Genomic DNA, 18234 nt, shown 5'->3' with positions numbered 1-18234 from the left:
GGTGTTCAAATAGTTTTTATGTTTTCAGAAAGGTTTATTCAATACATCAGGTTCGAGAAGCGATACTCACCCCATACGGTAGCGGCCTACCAGTCAGATCTTGATCAATTTCTGTTATTTTTAAATCCGCCTGATGGTACACCCCCCGTTTTACACCCCTCAGAGATAACTCATCACGATATCCGTAACTGGATGGCGCAGCAGATGGACGACGGCTTAACTGCCCGCTCAGTTAACCGCAAAATTGCCACCCTGCGCAAATACTTTAAATTTTTGATGCAGGAAGGCGTGATAGCGGGCAATCCAACTTCACGAATAAACGCCCCCAGGATACCCAGAAATTTACCTGCAGTAGTTGACGGCGACAAGTTAACACAGATGCTTGATGGCCGGCTCAACATCCGGGACGAGTACATATTTACGGATAACTTTGCCGGCTTGCGCGATAAACTCGTTATCGAGATGCTTTTCGGCACCGGCATGCGCCTTGCCGAAATTACCGGTGTAAAACACCCCGATATCGATTTATACGAGAACACCATCAAAGTTTTGGGTAAACGCAACAAACAGAGGATTATACCACTTAACAGCGAGTTGGTAAGTCTTATAAAGCGGTATGTAGAGGCAAAGAAAAGTGAAAATTTTAATAACAATTCCGTAACATTAATCGTTACAAATAAAGGCGCGGATGCATATCCGAAACTTATATATTTAATAGTGCATAAATATTTGTCTTACATATCAACCCAGGATAAAAAAAGCCCTCACGTGTTAAGGCACACGTTTGCAACAAGCCTGTTAAATAAAGGCGCCGATCTGAATGCTATAAAAGAATTGCTTGGCCACGCAAACCTTAGTGCCACACAAATTTATACGCACAATTCTGTTGAACGACTTAAATCTATTTATAAACAAGCCCATCCAAAGGCATAAAAAGGAGGAAAAATGAAAATTACCGTGCAATCTATTCATTTCAATGCAGATCAGAAGTTGTTGGATTTTATTCAAAAAAAGGTAGATAAGCTGGAAACTTTTTTTGATCACATTATAAGCGGCGAAGTGTATTTAAAACTGGAGAACGTAGAGGATGAGGCCAATAAGATATCCGAGATAAAGCTTATGCTGCCTGGTAATCAAATTTTTGCAAAAGAAAAGTGTAAAACGTTTGAAGAGGCAACGGACCTGGTGGTAGAAAGCCTTCGTAAACAGATAGAAAAACATAAAACAAAAAAAGCCATAGCTGCCGATGCTGCTAAAAAAGCAGCCCTGGTAACGGAAGAGGATGATTTTTAAGCATATAACAGGGTAAATTTTGTGCCCGGATCGGCAGGTTTAAAGCCTGCCGATTTTTTTTGGAAAAAAATTTTGTACAGCTTTAAATTTTTGTAGATTTGCAATCCCTTTCAGAGAGGGTTTAATCATCTCTGATTTATTAAAAGGGGTGGTTCTTTAAAAAGAAAAAAATAGCGCAATATTAATTTGCAGCCAAAATCCTGAAGGCCTTAAAAGGTAACAAGGTAATGGTAAACAATTTAAGCCTCCTTAGCTCAGCTGGTAGAGCGACTGACTTGTAATCAGTAGGTCATTGGTTCGATCCCGATAGGAGGCTCTGTTTATTTCGGAAATGTGATGCTTAGCTTCCAATTGAGCATCACCGATCCGAAATCAACAATGGGGGGATACCAGAGCGGTCAAATGGGACGGACTGTAAATCCGTTGCTTCGGCTACGAAGGTTCGAATCCTTCTCCCCCCACTTTAAATTCTAAAAGCTAAATTCTAAATTCTAAAAATTGTTTTAGGGTTTAGAGTTTAGTGTTTTAGGTTTTAAAAAAGCGGAAGTAGCTCAGTTGGTAGAGCGATAGCCTTCCAAGCTATAGGTCGCGAGTTCGAACCTCGTCTTCCGCTCGGATGGTTCACTGGTTGTTTGGTTCATTAGTTCATTTGTGCCAGGCGGCAAATACCAATGAACTATTAAACACGTGAACAAATGAACTAAAATATTAGCCGACGTAGCTCAGGGGTAGAGCACTTCCTTGGTAAGGAAGAGGTCATGGGTTCAAATCCCATTGTTGGCTCAGATACTTTAAATAGTACATTACGTTTAAATAAATTAACCTACAAACAAAATAAATCATGGCAAAAGAAAAGTTTGACCGCAGTAAGCCGCACTTAAACATCGGTACAATCGGTCACGTTGACCACGGTAAAACAACCCTTACCGCAGCTATCACTAAAGTATTAGCTGACGCTGGTTTAACAGAAGCACGTTCATTTGATTCAATTGACTCTGCTCCTGAAGAAAAAGAGCGTGGTATTACAATCAATACCGCTCACGTTGAATATTCAACAGCAAACCGTCACTATGCACACGTTGACTGTCCGGGCCACGCTGACTATGTAAAAAACATGGTTACAGGTGCTGCACAGATGGATGGTGCTATCATTGTGGTTGCTGCTACTGATGGTCCGATGCCTCAAACCCGCGAGCACATCCTGCTTGCACGTCAGGTAGGTGTACCTTCATTGGTTGTGTTCATGAACAAAGTGGACATGGTTGATGATCCGGAATTATTAGAATTAGTTGAAATGGAGATCCGCGAATTATTATCATTCTACGATTTCCCTGGCGATGATATCCCTGTTATCCAAGGTTCTGCATTAGGCGGTCTAAACGGCGATGCTAAATGGGTAGGTAAAATTATGGAGTTGATGGATGCTGTAGATAGCTACATTCCAATCCCTCCACGTTTAACTGATCTTCCTTTCTTGATGCCTGTTGAAGACGTATTCTCGATCACTGGTCGTGGTACTGTTGCAACCGGTCGTATCGAGCGTGGTGTTATCAACTCAGGCGAGCCTGTTGACATCTTAGGTATGGGTGCCGAGAACTTAAAATCAACCGTAACAGGTGTTGAGATGTTCCGCAAGATCCTTGACCGCGGCGAAGCTGGTGATAACGTAGGTTTATTGTTACGTGGTATTGAAAAAACTGATATCCGCAGGGGTATGGTTATTTGCAAACCAGGTTCAGTTAACCCGCACACTGACTTTAAAGCAGAAGTTTACGTATTATCAAAAGCAGAAGGTGGCCGTCACACTCCATTCTTCAACAAATACCGTCCGCAATTCTATTTCCGTACAACTGACGTAACCGGTGAAATTTCATTGGCCGAAGGTGTAGAAATGGTTATGCCTGGTGATAACGTTACCATCACTGTAAAGCTGATCAACGCTATCGCTATGGAAAAAGGTCTGCGTTTCGCTATCCGTGAAGGTGGCAGAACTGTAGGTGCTGGTCAGGTAACTGAAATATTAGCATAAATACTTACCCTTAAACAGGGTAGCAAACGGTTAATTTTGTGTAAAGTACCGGGGCTTTGGTCTCGGTACTTTATTCACAATAAGCAAACACAATACAAATCTTCAGCTTTTTGAAGATAGTATACACGGGAATAGTTCAATGGTAGAATAGAGGTCTCCAAAACCTTTGATCAGGGTTCGAATCCTTGTTCCCGTGCATAAGCAATAATAAAATGGCAGGCGTAGCTGAATACATTAAAGAATCGTACATAGAGTTGACCGAGAAAGTAACCTGGCCAACATGGAGAGAATTGCAAAACAGCGCGGTTTTAGTACTGATAGCTTCGATCATTATTGCGCTGATCATATTTGGTATGGACCAGATCATCGGCTACTTGCTTAATCAGTTTTATACTTCACTAGCCTAATTATAAATAGATGAGTGATCAATTAAAATGGTACGTGGTTAGGGCCATAAGTGGTAAAGAAAAAAAGGTAAAGCAATATATAGACGCTGAGATAAGCAGATTAGGTATAACGCATTTAGTGCCTCAGGTACTTATCCCTACCGAAAAATACTACCAGATGCGCGATGGAAAAAAAATTGCCAAAGAGCGCAATTATTTTCCGGGTTATGTACTGATGGAAGCCGCCCTTGATGGTGAACTGGAACACATTATAAAAAACGTAAACAGTGTGATTGGTTTCTTGGGCGATAAGCAAGGGAACGCTATCCCTTTACGCCAGGCCGAAGTTAACCGTATTTTAGGTAAGGTTGATGAAATGAGCACGCAGGGCGAAACCATGAACGTGCCGTATTACGTTGGCGAGAACGTTAAAGTAATGGACGGGCCATTCAACGGGTTTAGCGGTGTGATTGAAGAGGTGAACGAAGAGAAAAAGAAATTAAAAGTAATGGTAAAGATATTTGGGCGCCGTACGCCGCTTGAATTGAATTACATGCAGGTAGAGAAAGAATAGATTTGAGATATGAGATTTTAGATGTGAGAAACATCTAAAGGTCATGTTGAAAAAGCTAAACAATATATATAACAAAATAAAGGTTTGAATAAGCGAACATGAGTCTCATATCTCGTATCTAGCATCTCAAATCTAAAGATCTTAAATGTTACTTAGCTTCCACTTACTAACATTGAGTTATAATTAAAACAAATCAAAATGGCAAAAGAAGTCGGTGCGATGGTAAAGCTACAAGTGAAGGGCGGCGCTGCAAACCCATCTCCACCAATTGGCCCTGCATTGGGTGCAAAAGGGGTGAACATTATGGAGTTTTGCAAGCAGTTCAACGCACGTACCCAGGATAAACCTGGTAAAGTGCTACCTGTAGTAATTACTGTTTATGTCGACAAGTCTTTCGATTTTATCATTAAAACCCCTCCGGTGGCTATACAGCTTTTAGAAGCAACAGGCTTAAAGAGTGGTTCGGCAGAGCCCAACCGTAAAAAAGTTGCCAGTGTAAACTGGGAGCAGGTTGAGACCATAGCCAAAGATAAAATGACTGATTTGAATGCATTTACAGTAGAATCAGCCATGAGAATGGTGGCAGGTACTGCCCGCAGTATGGGGATAACCGTATCAGGTACGGCACCCTGGAATTAATTAATTTATACAAATCAGTTTAAGACAGTGGCTAGATTAACAAAAAATCAAAAAGCGGCACTCTCCAAAATTGAGGCTAACAAATCGTATACCCTACAAGATGCATCAGCATTGGTAAAGGAATTAACCAATACCAAGTTTGATTCGTCAGTTGATATTGATGTACGTTTAGGTGTTGACCCTCGCAAAGCCAATCAAATGGTGCGTGGTATAGCAACACTACCTCATGGAACCGGTAAAACTGTACGTGTATTAGTGCTTTGTACTCCTGATAAGGAACAAGAAGCTAAGGATGCAGGTGCAGATTACGTAGGTTTGGATGATTATATTGCCAAGATTGAAGGCGGATGGACTGATGTTGATATTATCATCACTATGCCAAGTGTTATGGCTAAGGTAGGACGTTTGGGCAGAATTTTAGGCCCGCGTAACCTAATGCCTAACCCTAAATCAGGAACAGTAACACCAGAAGTTGGTAAAGCTGTTGCTGACGTAAAAGGTGGTAAGATCGATTTCAAGGTTGATAAAACCGGTATCATCCACACTTCAATAGGAAAAGCATCTTTCACTGCTGATAAAATTTACGAGAACGCATTAGAAGTATTGCAAACCATCTCTAAATTAAAACCATCGGCAGCAAAAGGCACATATTTTAAGAGCATACATATCTCTTCAACCATGTCGCCGGGAATTACAATTGAAACTAAATCAGTAGCGGGGATCTAATCATGAATAAAGAAGAAAAACACGACCTTGTTCTGGCCCTTACTGATCAGATTAAAGAGTACGGTAACTTTTATATTACCGATACTGCTGATCTAACGGTTGCAAAAGTAAATTCGATCCGTCGTCAATGCTTTGAAAATGAGATCACCATGCAGGTTGCAAAAAACAGCTTAATTAAAAAAGCTATGGAAGCAGCAGGCGGTGATTTTGCTCCGATGTTTGACGTATTAAAAGGTTCATCATCTATTCTTTTCTCAAAGTCAGCAACTGCCCCGGCAAAGCTGATCAAGAAACTGAGAAAAACAGGCGACAAACCGCTTTTAAAAGCAGCGTACATTGATTCGGCGATCTTCATTGGCGACAATCAGTTAGATACTTTGATAAAACTAAAATCAAAAGAACAACTGATAGGCGAGATAGTTGGCTTATTGCAATCACCAGCCAAGAACGTTATTTCTGCATTACAATCAGGCGGAAATATACTAGCAGGTGTTGTAAAAACATTACAAGAAAGAGGTTAATCCAAACACCTATAAGTTTGGACATTAAAAACAAAAAGTATTAAAAGTAAAATTTAAATAAAATGGCAGATTTAAAAGCCTTTGCTGAACAGTTAGTTAACTTAACAGTAAAAGAAGTAAACGAATTAGCTCAAATCCTGAAAGATGAGTATGGCATTGAGCCAGCTGCTGCAGCTGTTGCTGTTGCAGGTCCTGCTGCCGGTGGCGGCGACGACGCTCCTGCAGCTGCAGCTGAGCAAACAGCATTTGACGTAATCCTGAAAGAAGCAGGTGGTTCAAAATTAGCTGTAGTTAAATTAGTGAAAGATTTAACCGGTCTGGGCTTGAAAGAAGCTAAAGATTTAGTTGACGGTGCACCTAAAGAGGTTAAAACCGGCGTAACTAAAGAAGAAGCTCAGTCTTTGAAAACTCAATTAGAGGAAGCCGGAGCGGTAGTTGAGGTTAAATAATTTAACCACACGCACAATAGCATCAGACTCCGACCATTTTTGGTCGGGGTCTATTGCTGTTTATATACTTTAGATTTGAGACGTAAGATATGAGATATGAGATTCTTGCGTCAAAACATAAAAGATTTCAACGTCTGTCTCAAATCTCACGTCCGATATCTCATATCTAAACACAGGTTTAATAAACTAAAATTATAATACCTTGGCAAACAATAATAACCAAAGAGTAAACTTTGCAACCAGCAGAAAGGTACTTGATTACCCGGATTTCCTGGATGTACAGTTACAATCTTTCCAGGAATTTTTTCAATTGGAAACCACCTCAGACAACCGCTATAAAGAAGGGTTGTTTAAAGTATTTGCCGAAAATTTTCCTATTTCAGATTCGAGGAACATCTTCGTTTTAGAGTTTCTTGATTATTTTATTGATCCGCCACGTTACGATATACGCGAGTGTATCGAGCGCGGGTTAACTTACAGTGTGCCATTAAAAGCAAAGCTTCGTTTATCATGTAATGATGCCGAACACGAAGACTTTGAAACGATTGTACAGGACGTGTACCTGGGAACCATCCCTTACATGACACCTAAAGGTACCTTTGTGATCAATGGCGCCGAGCGTGTAATTGTATCGCAGTTGCACCGTTCGCCAGGCGTATTCTTTGGCCAAAGCCGCCACACTAACGGTACAAAATTATACTCGGCCCGTGTTATACCTTTTAAAGGTTCGTGGATTGAGTTCGCTACAGACGTTAACAACGTGATGTATGCTTATATAGACCGTAAAAAGAAATTCCCGGTTACCACACTCCTTCGTGCGATTGGATACGATTCTGATAAAGATATATTAGAATTGTTTGAACTTGCAGACGAGGTAAAAGTAAGCAAAAGCGGTTTAAAGAAATTTATAGGCCGTAAACTTGCTGCAAGGGTGCTTAAAAAATGGGTTGAGGACTTTGTGGACGAAGATACCGGTGAAGTGGTATCTATTGACCGTAACGAGATCATCCTTGAGCGCGAAACCGTATTGGAAGACGACCATATCGATATGATCATTGATGCCGGTGTAAAAACCATCATCCTTAACAAGGAAGATGCGGCCACCAGCGGTGATTATACTATTATATATAATACTTTACAAAAAGATACTTCGAACTCGGAGAAAGAAGCGGTTGAGCACATTTACCGCCAGCTGCGTAACGCCGAACCACCTGATGAGGAAACAGCACGTGGTATCATCGATCGTTTATTCTTCTCTGATAAAAGATATGACCTGGGCGATGTGGGCCGTTACCGCATCAACCGTAAATTAAAGCTGAATACTTCTGACGAAACAAAAGTATTAACCAAGCAGGATATCATCGCGATTGTGAAATACCTGATCAAGCTCATCAACTCAAAAGCCGAGGTGGATGATATCGATCACTTGTCAAACCGTCGTGTTCGTACCGTTGGCGAGCAGCTTTATGCACAGTTTGGTGTTGGTTTAGCGCGTATGGCACGTACCATCCGCGAGCGTATGAACATTCGTGACAACGAGGTGTTCACACCAACTGATCTGATCAACGCGCGTACACTTTCGTCGGTTATCAATTCGTTCTTCGGTACCAACCAGCTATCGCAGTTCATGGACCAAACCAACCCACTGGCAGAGATAACGCACAAGCGTCGTCTGTCAGCCTTAGGGCCCGGCGGTTTATCACGCGAGCGTGCAGGTTTCGAGGTTCGTGACGTTCACTACACCCACTACGGTAGGTTGTGTACCATCGAAACCCCGGAAGGGCCGAACATTGGTTTGATATCATCGCTTTGCGTACATGCCAAGATCAACAATTTAGGCTTCATCGAAACACCATACAAACGCGTTGTTGAAGGTAAGGTACAGGTTGATGAGCCGGTTATCTATTTATCTGCTGAAGATGAAGACGGTAAAACCATTGGCCAGGCTAACGCTTACTACGATGATAAAGGGGTATTTGCCAACCCACGTGTAAAAGCACGTTTCGAAGGCGACTTCCCGATCATTGAGCCTGAAAGACTTGACCTGATGGATATTGCTCCAAACCAGATCACGTCAATAGCTGCATCATTAATTCCGTTCCTGGAGCATGATGATGCTAACCGTGCCCTGATGGGATCTAACATGCAGCGCCAGGCCGTACCATTGTTACGCCCCGAGGCGCCAATTGTAGGTACAGGTTTGGAAGGCCGCGTAGCAAAAGATTCTCGTACCCTTATCAACGCCGAAGGCGATGGTGTGGTTGAGTATGTTGATGCTAACGAGATCAAGATCAAATATGACCGCAACGAACTTGATCGTTTGGTTTCATTTGAAGGCGATACCAAGAGTTATATATTAACCAAATTTAAAAAGACCAACCAAAGCACCACCATCAACTTAAAGCCTATTGTTAAAAAAGGCCAGCGTGTTGAAAAAGGACAGGTGCTTTGCGAAGGCTACGCAACCCAGAATGGCGAGCTTGCTTTAGGTCGTAACCTTAAAGTGGCATTCATGCCTTGGCAGGGTTACAACTTTGAGGATGCGATCGTTATATCTGAGCGTGTAGTATCGCAGGATATATTCACATCGCTTCACGTTGAAGAATTTGAATTGGAAGTGCGTGATACAAAACGCGGCGAAGAAGAATTGACGCCGGATATCCCTAACGTATCAGAAGAAGCCACCAAAGACCTTGACGAAGACGGTATCATCCGTGTAGGCGCAGAGGTTAAAGAAGGCGACATCCTGATAGGTAAGATCACGCCAAAAGGCGAATCAGACCCTTCACCGGAAGAAAAACTGTTACGTGCCATATTTGGTGATAAAGCAGGCGACGTTAAGGACGCATCGTTAAAAACTCCGCCTTCTATCGCGGGTGTTGTTATTGATACAAAACTATTCAGCCGTGCTAAGAAAACCACTAAGGCAGAAGAAAAAGCACAAATTGAAAAACTTGACGCTAAACACGATAAAGCTGTAAAAGATCTTAAAAATACTTTGATCGAAAAGTTATTCGAGATAGTTAACGGCAAAACATCGCAAGGTGTTTACAATGTTTACAAAGAGCTGTTTGTTGCCAAAGGCGTTAAGTTCACCCAGAAGATTCTGACCGAGCTTAACTACGAAAACATCAACCCAACAAAATGGACCACTGATGAAGATAAGAACGAACAGATAAAAACGTTGCTTCACAACTATAACATTAAGGTAAACGAAGAGCTGGGCGCTTACCGCCGCGATAAGTTTGCCATTAGTGTTGGTGACGAGCTTCCATCGGGCATAGTTCAGATGGCTAAAGTTTATATCGCTAAAAAGCGTAAGCTTAAAGTGGGTGATAAAATGGCGGGCCGCCACGGTAACAAAGGTATTGTTGCGCGTATTGTACGCGACGAGGATATGCCTTTCTTAGAAGATGGTACCCCGGTTGATATTGTGTTGAACCCACTGGGTGTACCTTCACGTATGAACCTTGGCCAGATCTACGAAACCGTTTTAGGCTGGGCAGGTAAAGAGCTTGGTGTTAAATTCGCTACCCCTATTTTTGATGGTGCAAGCCATGAAGAGGTTGAGGAGTGGATTGCGAAGGCAAACTTACCGGCATCGGGCCGTACCTATTTATACAATGGCTTAACAGGCGACCGTTTTGACCAGCAAACAACTGTAGGTATCATCTACATGTTAAAACTGGGCCACATGGTTGACGATAAGATGCACGCGCGTTCTATCGGGCCATACTCATTAATTACACAACAGCCATTGGGTGGTAAAGCACAGTTTGGTGGTCAGCGTTTTGGTGAGATGGAGGTTTGGGCGTTAGAAGCATTTGGTGCTGCAAACATCCTGCAGGAAATATTGACCGTTAAATCGGATGATGTTATTGGCCGTGCCAAAACCTACGAAGCTATTGTTAAAGGTGAAAACCTGCCAACCCCATCTGTTCCTGAATCATTCAACGTATTGGTTCATGAGCTAAGAGGTTTAGGTTTGGATATCACTTTAGAATAAGTTGTAATGTTAAAGGTTGAAATGTTGTAAGGTTAACCGCCCGGAACATTTCAACCTTAAAACCTTTCAACATTTCAACAACTCAAAAAATCAAAGTAGACTATGTCTTACAAAAAGGATAACAAAATCAAGAGTAATTTCACCACAATTACCATCAGTTTAGCTTCTCCCGAATCTATACTTGAGCGTTCAAGCGGTGAGGTTTTAAAACCTGAGACCATTAACTACCGTACCTACAAGCCTGAACGTGATGGTTTGTTTTGCGAGCGTATTTTTGGCCCGGTTAAAGATTACGAATGCCATTGCGGTAAATACAAACGTATCCGTTACAAGGGTATAGTTTGCGACCGTTGCGGTGTTGAAGTAACTGAAAAGAAGGTACGCCGCGAGCGTATGGGCCACATCAACCTGGTGGTGCCTGTTGCGCATATCTGGTATTTCCGCTCGTTGCCAAATAAAATTGGTTACCTGCTGGGCTTACCTACCAAAAGGCTCGACCTGATCATTTATTATGAAAGATATGTAGTTATTCAGCCAGGTATTAAAGAAGCTGACGGGATCTCGAAAATGGATTTCCTGACAGAAGAAGAATACCTGGATATATTGGATACTTTACCAAAAGAAAACCAATACCTGGATGATAAAGATCCGCAAAAATTTGTGGCAAAAATGGGTGCCGAGGCGCTTGAAGAGTTATTGAAACGCATCGACCTTGATGAGCTTTCATACAACCTTCGCCACCAGGCAGCTAACGAAACCTCTCAGCAACGTAAAAACGAGGCGTTAAAACGCCTGCAGGTTGTTGAAGCTTTCCGTGGTGCGGCTACAAGGATCGAAAATAACCCATCGTGGATGATCGTTAAGATCGTTCCGGTTATACCTCCTGAATTGCGCCCGCTGGTACCGTTGGAAGGTGGCCGTTTCGCTACTTCCGATCTGAACGACTTATACCGCCGTGTAATTATCCGTAACAACCGTTTAAAACGTTTGATCGAGATAAAAGCGCCTGAGGTTATTTTACGTAACGAAAAACGTATGCTTCAGGAAGCTGTAGATTCGTTATTTGATAACTCACGTAAAGTTAACGCGGTAAAAACCGAAGGTAACCGTGCCTTAAAATCGCTTTCGGATATCCTGAAAGGTAAACAAGGCCGTTTCCGCCAAAACTTATTGGGTAAACGTGTGGATTACTCGGCACGTTCGGTAATTGTTGTAGGGCCAAACCTTAAATTACACGAGTGCGGTTTACCAAAAGATATGGCAGCCGAGCTGTTTAAACCATTTATCATCCGCAAAATGATTGAGCGTGGTGTGGTTAAAACGGTAAAATCTGCTAAAAAAATAGTTGACCGTAAAGACCCATTAGTTTGGGACATTTTGGAAAACGTATTAAAAGGCCACCCTGTATTATTAAACCGTGCGCCTACGCTGCACAGGTTGGGTATCCAGGCATTTCAGCCAAAACTGGTTGAAGGTAAGGCTATACAATTGCACCCGTTAACCTGTACCGCCTTTAACGCGGATTTTGACGGTGACCAGATGGCTGTGCACGTACCACTAGGTAACGCAGCAATTTTGGAAGCCCAGGTATTAATGCTTGCATCGCATAACATCCTTAACCCGGCAAACGGCACGCCTATTACTGTACCTTCGCAGGACATGGTGCTTGGTTTATATTACATAACCAAAGGCCGTAAAACTGATGAAACACGTGTGGTAAAAGGGCAGGGCTTAACTTTCTATTCGGCCGAAGAGGTGATCATCGCTTATAACGAAAGGAAAATTGACCTGCATGCCTTTATCAAGGTTAAAGGAAAGATCAGAGAACGCGATGGTAACATCGTTTCTAAAATAATTGAGACCACCGTAGGGCGTGTGTTGTTTAACCAGCACGTGCCTGAAGAACTTGGTTACATTAACGAGCTTTTAACAAAAAAATCGTTACGCGATATTATCGGCGAGGTTGTTAAAACCACCGGTATGGCGCGTGCGGCCCAGTTCCTTGATGATATTAAGGAGTTAGGCTTTAAGATGGCGTTCCAGGGTGGTTTATCATTTAACCTGATGGATATCAACATCCCTGAAGAAAAGGTTACTTTGATAGCACAGGCTTCAAAAGAAGTTGAGGATGTGATGAACAACTATAACATGGGTTTCATCACCAACAACGAGCGTTATAATCAGATCATCGATATCTGGACACGTATCAACAACCGCTTAACAGCCAATGTGATGAACATCCTGAGCAACGATAACCAGGGCTTTAACTCTGTTTACATGATGCTTGACTCGGGTGCGCGTGGTTCTAAAGAGCAGATCCGTCAGCTGGCAGGTATGCGTGGTTTGATGGCTAAACCTCAAAAATCAGGCTCGGGCGGCGAGATCATCGAAAACCCTATCCTTTCAAACTTTAAAGAAGGATTGTCGGTATTAGAGTACTTCATCTCAACCCACGGTGCACGTAAAGGTTTGGCGGATACAGCGTTGAAAACTGCGGATGCCGGTTACCTAACCCGTCGTTTACATGACGTTGCACAGGATATGATCGTAGGTGAGGTTGATTGCGGTACTTTACGTGGTATATACACAACTGCGCTAAAAGATAACGAGGATATTGTAGAGCCGTTATATGACCGTATTTTAGGCCGTACAGCGCTACATGATGTTCATGATCCTATTACCAGCGAGCTGATTGTTGCCGCAGGTGAAGATATTACTGAAGAAATTGCCAAAAAAGTAGAGAACTCTCCGCTTGAAGGTGTCGAAATACGTTCGGTATTAACTTGCGAAAGCAAACGTGGCGTATGTGCCTTATGTTATGGCCGTAACCTTGCAAGCGGTAAACGTGTGCAAATGGGCGAGGCTGTTGGGGTAATTGCTGCACAGTCAATCGGTGAGCCGGGTACCCAGTTAACACTGCGTACATTCCACGTGGGTGGTACCGCGTCAAACATCGCGGCCGAGTCGCAGATAAATGCAAGGTTTGATGGTATCATCGAATTTGAGAACGTACGTACCGTTGAGTACAATACCGAAGAAGGTATGGTTGATGTGGTATTAGGCCGTTCGGGCGAGTTCCGTATCATCGAGCCGGGTACAAATAAGGTTATTGTTACCAACAACATCCCGTATGGTTCATACCTGTATGTAAAAGATGGAAGCAAAATAACCAAAGGCGACCGTATCTGTTCATGGGATCCGTACAATGCGGTTATTATCTCTGAATTTGCTGGTACCACAACGTTCGAATCGGTGTTAGAAGGAATTACCTTCCGCGAAGAAAGCGACGAGCAAACCGGCCACCGCGAAAAGGTTATTATTGATACCAGGGATAAAACTAAAAACCCTGTTATACAAATAACCGATAATAAAGGCAACATTATAAAAGGATACAACATACCGGTAGGTGCCCACATTTCTGTTGAAGAAGGTGAAAAACTGCAAACCGGACAGGTTATCGCCAAAATCCCTCGTTCAACCGGTAAAACGCGAGATATTACAGGTGGTTTACCACGTGTAACAGAGTTATTTGAAGCACGTAACCCATCTAACCCGGCTGTAGTAACCGAAATTGATGGCGTGGTAACTTTAGGTGGTGTTAAACGTGGTAACCGCGAAATAACCATCGAAAGTAAAGATGGCCAGGTTAAAAAGTACCTGGTGCCATTATCAAAACACATCCTTGTACAGGACAACGACTTTGTTAAAGCAGGTATGCCATTGTCTGATGGTTCTATCTCGCCGGCAGATATCCTTGCAATTAAAGGCCCTGCTGCCGTACAGGAATATCTTGTTAACGGTATACAGGAAGTTTACCGTTTACAGGGTGTGAAGATTAATGATAAGCACTTTGAGGTGATTGTTCACCAAATGATGCAGAAGGTTGCCATTGAAGATGCCGGTGATACCCGTTTCCTTGAAAGGGAAGCAGTAGATAGCTGGGACTTCATGACAGAGAACGATGAGATATTCGACAAGAAAGTGGTTGTTGATCCGGGTGATTCAGCAACTTTAAAAGCCGGTCAGATCATCTCTCTGAGAAAACTAAGGGACGAAAACTCCATTTTAAAACGTAAAGATTTAAAACTGGTTGAAGTAAGGGATGCCATCGCAGCCACTTCGAGCCCTATGTTGCAAGGGATTACCAGGGCATCATTAGGTACAAAATCGTTCATTTCAGCCGCATCGTTCCAGGAAACTACCAAGGTACTGAACGAAGCAGCCATAGCAGGTAAAAAAGACCTGATGCTTGGCCTGAAAGAAAACGTTATTGTTGGTCACTTAATACCGTCAGGAACCGGTTTACGCGAATACGAAAATATCCGCGTAGGTTCTCAGGAAGAGTTTGACCGCCTGATGGCTTCAAAAACTGAGGAAGTGGAAGCTTAATCAGATTTTTTTAAATACTTTTGCAAAGCCTTCTGTGAAAACGGAAGGCTTTGCTATTTTTATACTATCATGGAAGAACAAAACGAAAACCAGATCAACATTGAGCTTTCTGAAGAGGTGGCCGAAGGGGTTTACGCCAACCTGGCTATCATAACACACTCCAGCTCGGAGTTTGTGCTCGATTTTATTCGCGTTATGCCGGGTGTTCCTAAGGCAAAAGTTAAATCGCGTGTTGTGCTTACACCCGAGCACGCTAAGCGCCTGTTAACGGCCTTGGAAGATAATTTAGAGAAATTTGAAGCTGTTAACGGCCGTATAAAAATTCAGAACGAGCCAACCGGCTTCCCCATGAATTTTGGCGGTACAATGGGGCAGGCGTAATAGTTTATTAGTTCACTTGTTCATTAGTTTGTTAGTGCAAAGCTTACTGAATTTGCCGCAGCCCGCCAATGAACTGATGAACCAATGAACAAATGAACCAACTTAATGAATAAAAACGCTAAAATATACATTGCCGGTCACCGGGGCATGGTGGGTTCGGCCATTATGCGTAAGCTGCAAGCCGAAGGTTTTACAAATTTTGTCGCCCGTACATCGGCCGAGCTTGACCTGCGCAACCAGCAGGCTGTGGCTGATTTTTTTAAGCAGGAAAAACCAGAATACGTTTTTTTAGCCGCCGCCAAAGTAGGGGGTATAGTAGCTAACAATACCTACCGTGCCGAGTTTTTGTATGATAACCTGCAGATACAAAACAACATAATCAATTCATCATATTTAAATGATGTGAAAAAATTGATGTTCCTGGGCTCCAGCTGTATCTACCCAAAACTGGCGCCACAACCCTTAAAGGAAGACGCGTTGCTGACAGGGTTGCTGGAACCTACTAACGAGCCCTACGCGATAGCTAAGATAGCCGGCATAAAAATGTGCGATGCTTACCGCGCGCAATATGGTTGCAATTATATATCTGTTATGCCTACAAACCTTTACGGGTATAACGATAACTATCACCCGCAAAACTCGCATGTGCTGCCCGCGCTGATCCGCCGTTTTCATGAGGCTAAAGTAAGTGCTACACCCGAAGTTGTTATCTGGGGGAGCGGGTCGCCCTTGCGCGAATTTTTGTTTGCCGATGACCTTGCCGAAGCCTGCTACTACCTGATGCAAAACTTTAACGATGCCGGTTTTATAAATATAGGCAGCGGTAAAGAGATCTCTATAAAAGATCTTGCCTTGCTTGTTAAAGATATAATTGGCTATAACGGCGAAATACGATTTGACGCCACTAAACCTGACGGCACACCACGCAAGTTAATGGATGTTTCTAAACTGACCGCATTAGGCTGGGCATACAAAACCGAATTGGAAGAAGGTATTCGGCTTGCTTATCAGGATTTCCTGGTGAAACATGTAGAGCGGTAAACAGTTATTATAAATACAGTTTGTAACCTATTGGATGATGAACAAAATAATTGTTTTTGGTGCTTCCGGTCAGTTAGGGCAATGCTTAAAAACCATTGCCGATGAGCAAAAGCTTGACAATTACATTTTCCCCGGTGAAACGGAGGGTAATATACTTGACACCGGAGCCATCAGTAAATTATTTGATATGTATAAACCGGCTTATTGCATCAATTGCGCTGCTTACACGGCGGTTGATAAAGCTGAGAGCGACGCTGATACCGCTTTCGCCGTAAATAAAACAGGAGTAGAGAATTTAGCCCGGTTATGCAATGCTTTTGACGTAACCCTGCTGCATATATCAACCGATTTTGTTTTCGGCGGCGGGGGACAAGCACCGCTTACCGAACAAAGCCCCACCAACCCTATAAGTGTATACGGGCAAAGCAAACTGGAGGGCGAGCAGGCTATACCCGGGGCGTTACAAAAATATTTCATTATCCGTACCGGCTGGCTTTACTCCGAATTCGGGAACAATTTTGTAAAAACCATTTTACGAATAGGCAGGGAAAAAGGCGAAATAAAGGTAATAAACGACCAAACCGGCACACCAACATACGCTATCGATCTTGCAAGGGTGCTCAACACCATCATCGTATCAAAAAGCGATAAATACGGCCTGTATCATTATAGCAATGCAGGCCAGGCTACCTGGTTTGATTTTGCGGTAGCCATACATAAGCTGGCAAATACGCAGGTAAATGTGCTGCCTATACCCACCACAGAATACCCAACGCCGGCCAAAAGGCCCGCATATGCTGTTATGGATAAATCAAAAATAAAGCGGACATTTAATATTAATATCCCCGAATGGCAGGATAGCCTTGCCATTTGTATTGACAGGTTAAATAGCGATCAAAATAACTAACTATCAATGAAAGGTATCATATTAGCAGGCGGATCAGGCACAAGGCTTTATCCCATAACAAAAGCCATAAGCAAGCAGTTGATGCCTATTTATGATAAGCCGATGATATACTATCCGTTATCGGTATTGATGCTGGCGGGGATAAACGAGATATTGATCATTACCACTGCTGAGGATAACCCGGGGTTTGTGCGCTTGTTAGGTACCGGCCAGGAAATTGGCTGCCGCTTTGAATATGCTATACAGGAGAAGCCGAACGGCCTTGCACAAGCATTTGTTATCGGCGCCGATTTTATTGGCAACGATAAGGTAGCACTTGTTTTAGGCGACAACATATTTTACGGTTCGGGGTTTAGCAAGCTGATACAAAGTTTTAATGACGTAAACGGCGCGGCCATATTTGCCTATCCGGTGGCCGACCCGGAACGTTATGGCGTTGTAGAATTTGATAAGGATTTGAAAGCGGTTTCGATAGAAGAGAAGCCTGCGCAGCCAAAGTCAAAGTTTGCCGTTCCGGGATTGTATTTTTACGATAACACCGTTGTAGAGATAGCTAAAAACATAGCACCATCTGCACGCGGCGAATACGAGATAACTGATGTTAACCGCGTTTACCTGGAGCAGGGCAACCTGCACGTGGGCGTAATGGACAGGGGCACAGCCTGGCTTGATACAGGCACTTTCGATTCATTGAGTGATGCAACCGAATTTGTTAGGGTGATAGAAAAGCGCCAGGCAAAAAAAATAGGCTGCATCGAAGAAGTGGCTTATCTGATGGGCTATATTGACGCCGGCCAATTGCAGGCTTTGGCTGATAAGTACGTTAAAAGCGGTTACGGGGCGTATATTCAGTCAGTATTGGACAACCGGTAGGCAATTTGCAGTTTTAGTTA

General features: G+C 42.9%; 15 protein-coding genes and 5 tRNA genes. All 20 read left to right on the top strand.

The features are described 5' to 3' along the window. Nucleotides 1-18: 18 nt before the first annotated feature. The 20 genes from GWR56_RS01595 (at nt 19) to rfbA (ending at nt 18214) form a co-directional block, all read left to right on the top strand. Nucleotides 19-933: a tyrosine-type recombinase/integrase gene (locus tag GWR56_RS01595; protein WP_162429440.1), complete on the top strand. Its 915-nt coding sequence runs from the start codon at nt 19-21 to the stop codon at nt 931-933. 12 nt (nt 934-945) lie between these two features. After that, nucleotides 946-1293 (top strand): ribosome hibernation-promoting factor, HPF/YfiA family, encoded by a 348-nt coding sequence (gene hpf / locus GWR56_RS01590; RefSeq protein ID WP_162429439.1) that lies wholly within the window; start codon nt 946-948, stop codon nt 1291-1293. Between the two features lie 243 nt (nt 1294-1536). Beyond that, nucleotides 1537-1609 (top strand) — tRNA-Thr (locus GWR56_RS01585). Nucleotides 1610-1673: 64 nt separating this feature from the next. Continuing rightward, nucleotides 1674-1754: transfer RNA gene (locus GWR56_RS01580), tRNA-Tyr, on the top strand. Between the two features lie 79 nt (nt 1755-1833). Next, nucleotides 1834-1906, top strand: a tRNA-Gly gene (locus GWR56_RS01575). Between the two features lie 98 nt (nt 1907-2004). Further along, a tRNA-Thr gene (locus tag GWR56_RS01570) sits at nt 2005-2076 on the top strand. Between the two features lie 58 nt (nt 2077-2134). Then, nucleotides 2135-3322 carry an elongation factor Tu gene (gene tuf / locus GWR56_RS01565; RefSeq protein ID WP_162429438.1) on the top strand — a complete coding sequence of 396 codons (1188 nt, stop codon included), beginning with the start codon at nt 2135-2137 and terminating at the stop codon, nt 3320-3322. Between the two features lie 125 nt (nt 3323-3447). Further along, nucleotides 3448-3518: transfer RNA gene (locus tag GWR56_RS01560), tRNA-Trp, on the top strand. Nucleotides 3519-3534: 16 nt separating this feature from the next. Beyond that, nucleotides 3535-3729 (top strand): preprotein translocase subunit SecE, encoded by a 195-nt coding sequence (gene secE / locus GWR56_RS01555; RefSeq protein ID WP_162429437.1) that lies wholly within the window; start codon nt 3535-3537, stop codon nt 3727-3729. A 10-nt stretch (nt 3730-3739) separates the two neighbouring features. Continuing rightward, nucleotides 3740-4282, top strand: coding sequence for a transcription termination/antitermination protein NusG (gene nusG, locus GWR56_RS01550; protein WP_162429436.1), 543 nt, complete (start codon nt 3740-3742; stop codon nt 4280-4282). A 198-nt stretch (nt 4283-4480) separates the two neighbouring features. After that, nucleotides 4481-4921, top strand: a complete 441-nt coding sequence (rplK, locus tag GWR56_RS01545) for a 50S ribosomal protein L11 (RefSeq protein WP_162429435.1) — start codon at nt 4481-4483, stop codon at nt 4919-4921. Between the two features lie 27 nt (nt 4922-4948). Then, entirely contained in the window at nt 4949-5647 is a 699-nt protein-coding gene (rplA, locus tag GWR56_RS01540; RefSeq protein WP_162429434.1) for a 50S ribosomal protein L1, read from the top strand. Nucleotides 5648-5649: 2 nt separating this feature from the next. Continuing rightward, nucleotides 5650-6168 (top strand): 50S ribosomal protein L10, encoded by a 519-nt coding sequence (gene rplJ, locus GWR56_RS01535; RefSeq protein WP_162429433.1) that lies wholly within the window; start codon nt 5650-5652, stop codon nt 6166-6168. A gap of 62 nt (nt 6169-6230) precedes the next feature. Beyond that, nucleotides 6231-6617, top strand: a complete 387-nt coding sequence (gene rplL, locus GWR56_RS01530; protein WP_162429432.1) for a 50S ribosomal protein L7/L12 — start codon at nt 6231-6233, stop codon at nt 6615-6617. Nucleotides 6618-6819: 202 nt separating this feature from the next. Further along, nucleotides 6820-10623 (top strand): DNA-directed RNA polymerase subunit beta, encoded by a 3804-nt coding sequence (gene rpoB / locus GWR56_RS01525; RefSeq protein ID WP_162429431.1) that lies wholly within the window; start codon nt 6820-6822, stop codon nt 10621-10623. Between the two features lie 102 nt (nt 10624-10725). After that, nucleotides 10726-15012, top strand: coding sequence for a DNA-directed RNA polymerase subunit beta' (rpoC, locus tag GWR56_RS01520; protein WP_162429430.1), 4287 nt, complete (start codon nt 10726-10728; stop codon nt 15010-15012). Nucleotides 15013-15081: 69 nt separating this feature from the next. Then, nucleotides 15082-15393, top strand: coding sequence for a DUF3467 domain-containing protein (locus GWR56_RS01515; protein WP_202925362.1), 312 nt, complete (start codon nt 15082-15084; stop codon nt 15391-15393). Nucleotides 15394-15498: 105 nt separating this feature from the next. After that, the gene (locus tag GWR56_RS01510) at nt 15499-16434 is read left to right on the top strand and encodes a GDP-L-fucose synthase (RefSeq protein ID WP_162429429.1); all 936 of its coding nucleotides are present in this window, start codon (nt 15499-15501) and stop codon (nt 16432-16434) included. A gap of 34 nt (nt 16435-16468) precedes the next feature. After that, complete coding sequence (gene rfbD / locus GWR56_RS01505; protein ID WP_370463808.1) at nt 16469-17341, top strand: dTDP-4-dehydrorhamnose reductase; 873 nt, start codon at nt 16469-16471, stop codon at nt 17339-17341. Between the two features lie 6 nt (nt 17342-17347). Continuing rightward, on the top strand, nt 17348-18214 hold the full coding sequence (gene rfbA, locus GWR56_RS01500) for a glucose-1-phosphate thymidylyltransferase RfbA (protein ID WP_162429428.1): 867 nt from the start codon (nt 17348-17350) through the stop codon (nt 18212-18214). Nucleotides 18215-18234: the final 20 nt, after the last annotated feature.

This window comes from Mucilaginibacter sp. 14171R-50, assembly GCF_010093045.1.
Classification (GTDB): domain Bacteria; phylum Bacteroidota; class Bacteroidia; order Sphingobacteriales; family Sphingobacteriaceae; genus Mucilaginibacter.
The sequence above is the reverse complement of the archived record's forward strand: the minus strand, read 5'-3'. Positions and strand labels throughout refer to the sequence as shown.

Excerpts from the sequence above, each read along its gene's own strand:
- rplK (WP_162429435.1), top strand. The coding sequence starts at position 4,481 with ATGGCAAAAGAAGTCGGTGCGATGGTAAAGCTACAAGTGAAGGGCGGC.
- GWR56_RS01515 (WP_202925362.1), top strand. The coding sequence starts at position 15,082 with ATGGAAGAACAAAACGAAAACCAGATCAACATTGAGCTTTCTGAAGAG.
- nusG (WP_162429436.1), top strand. The coding sequence starts at position 3,740 with ATGAGTGATCAATTAAAATGGTACGTGGTTAGGGCCATAAGTGGTAAA.
- GWR56_RS01595 (WP_162429440.1), top strand. The coding sequence starts at position 19 with ATGTTTTCAGAAAGGTTTATTCAATACATCAGGTTCGAGAAGCGATAC.
- GWR56_RS01510 (WP_162429429.1), top strand. The coding sequence starts at position 15,499 with ATGAATAAAAACGCTAAAATATACATTGCCGGTCACCGGGGCATGGTG.
- secE (WP_162429437.1), top strand. The coding sequence starts at position 3,535 with ATGGCAGGCGTAGCTGAATACATTAAAGAATCGTACATAGAGTTGACC.
- rfbA (WP_162429428.1), top strand. The coding sequence starts at position 17,348 with ATGAAAGGTATCATATTAGCAGGCGGATCAGGCACAAGGCTTTATCCC.
- rpoC (WP_162429430.1), top strand. The coding sequence starts at position 10,726 with ATGTCTTACAAAAAGGATAACAAAATCAAGAGTAATTTCACCACAATT.
- rplJ (WP_162429433.1), top strand. The coding sequence starts at position 5,650 with ATGAATAAAGAAGAAAAACACGACCTTGTTCTGGCCCTTACTGATCAG.
- rfbD (WP_370463808.1), top strand. The coding sequence starts at position 16,469 with ATGATGAACAAAATAATTGTTTTTGGTGCTTCCGGTCAGTTAGGGCAA.
- rplL (WP_162429432.1), top strand. The coding sequence starts at position 6,231 with ATGGCAGATTTAAAAGCCTTTGCTGAACAGTTAGTTAACTTAACAGTA.
- hpf (WP_162429439.1), top strand. The coding sequence starts at position 946 with ATGAAAATTACCGTGCAATCTATTCATTTCAATGCAGATCAGAAGTTG.
- tuf (WP_162429438.1), top strand. The coding sequence starts at position 2,135 with ATGGCAAAAGAAAAGTTTGACCGCAGTAAGCCGCACTTAAACATCGGT.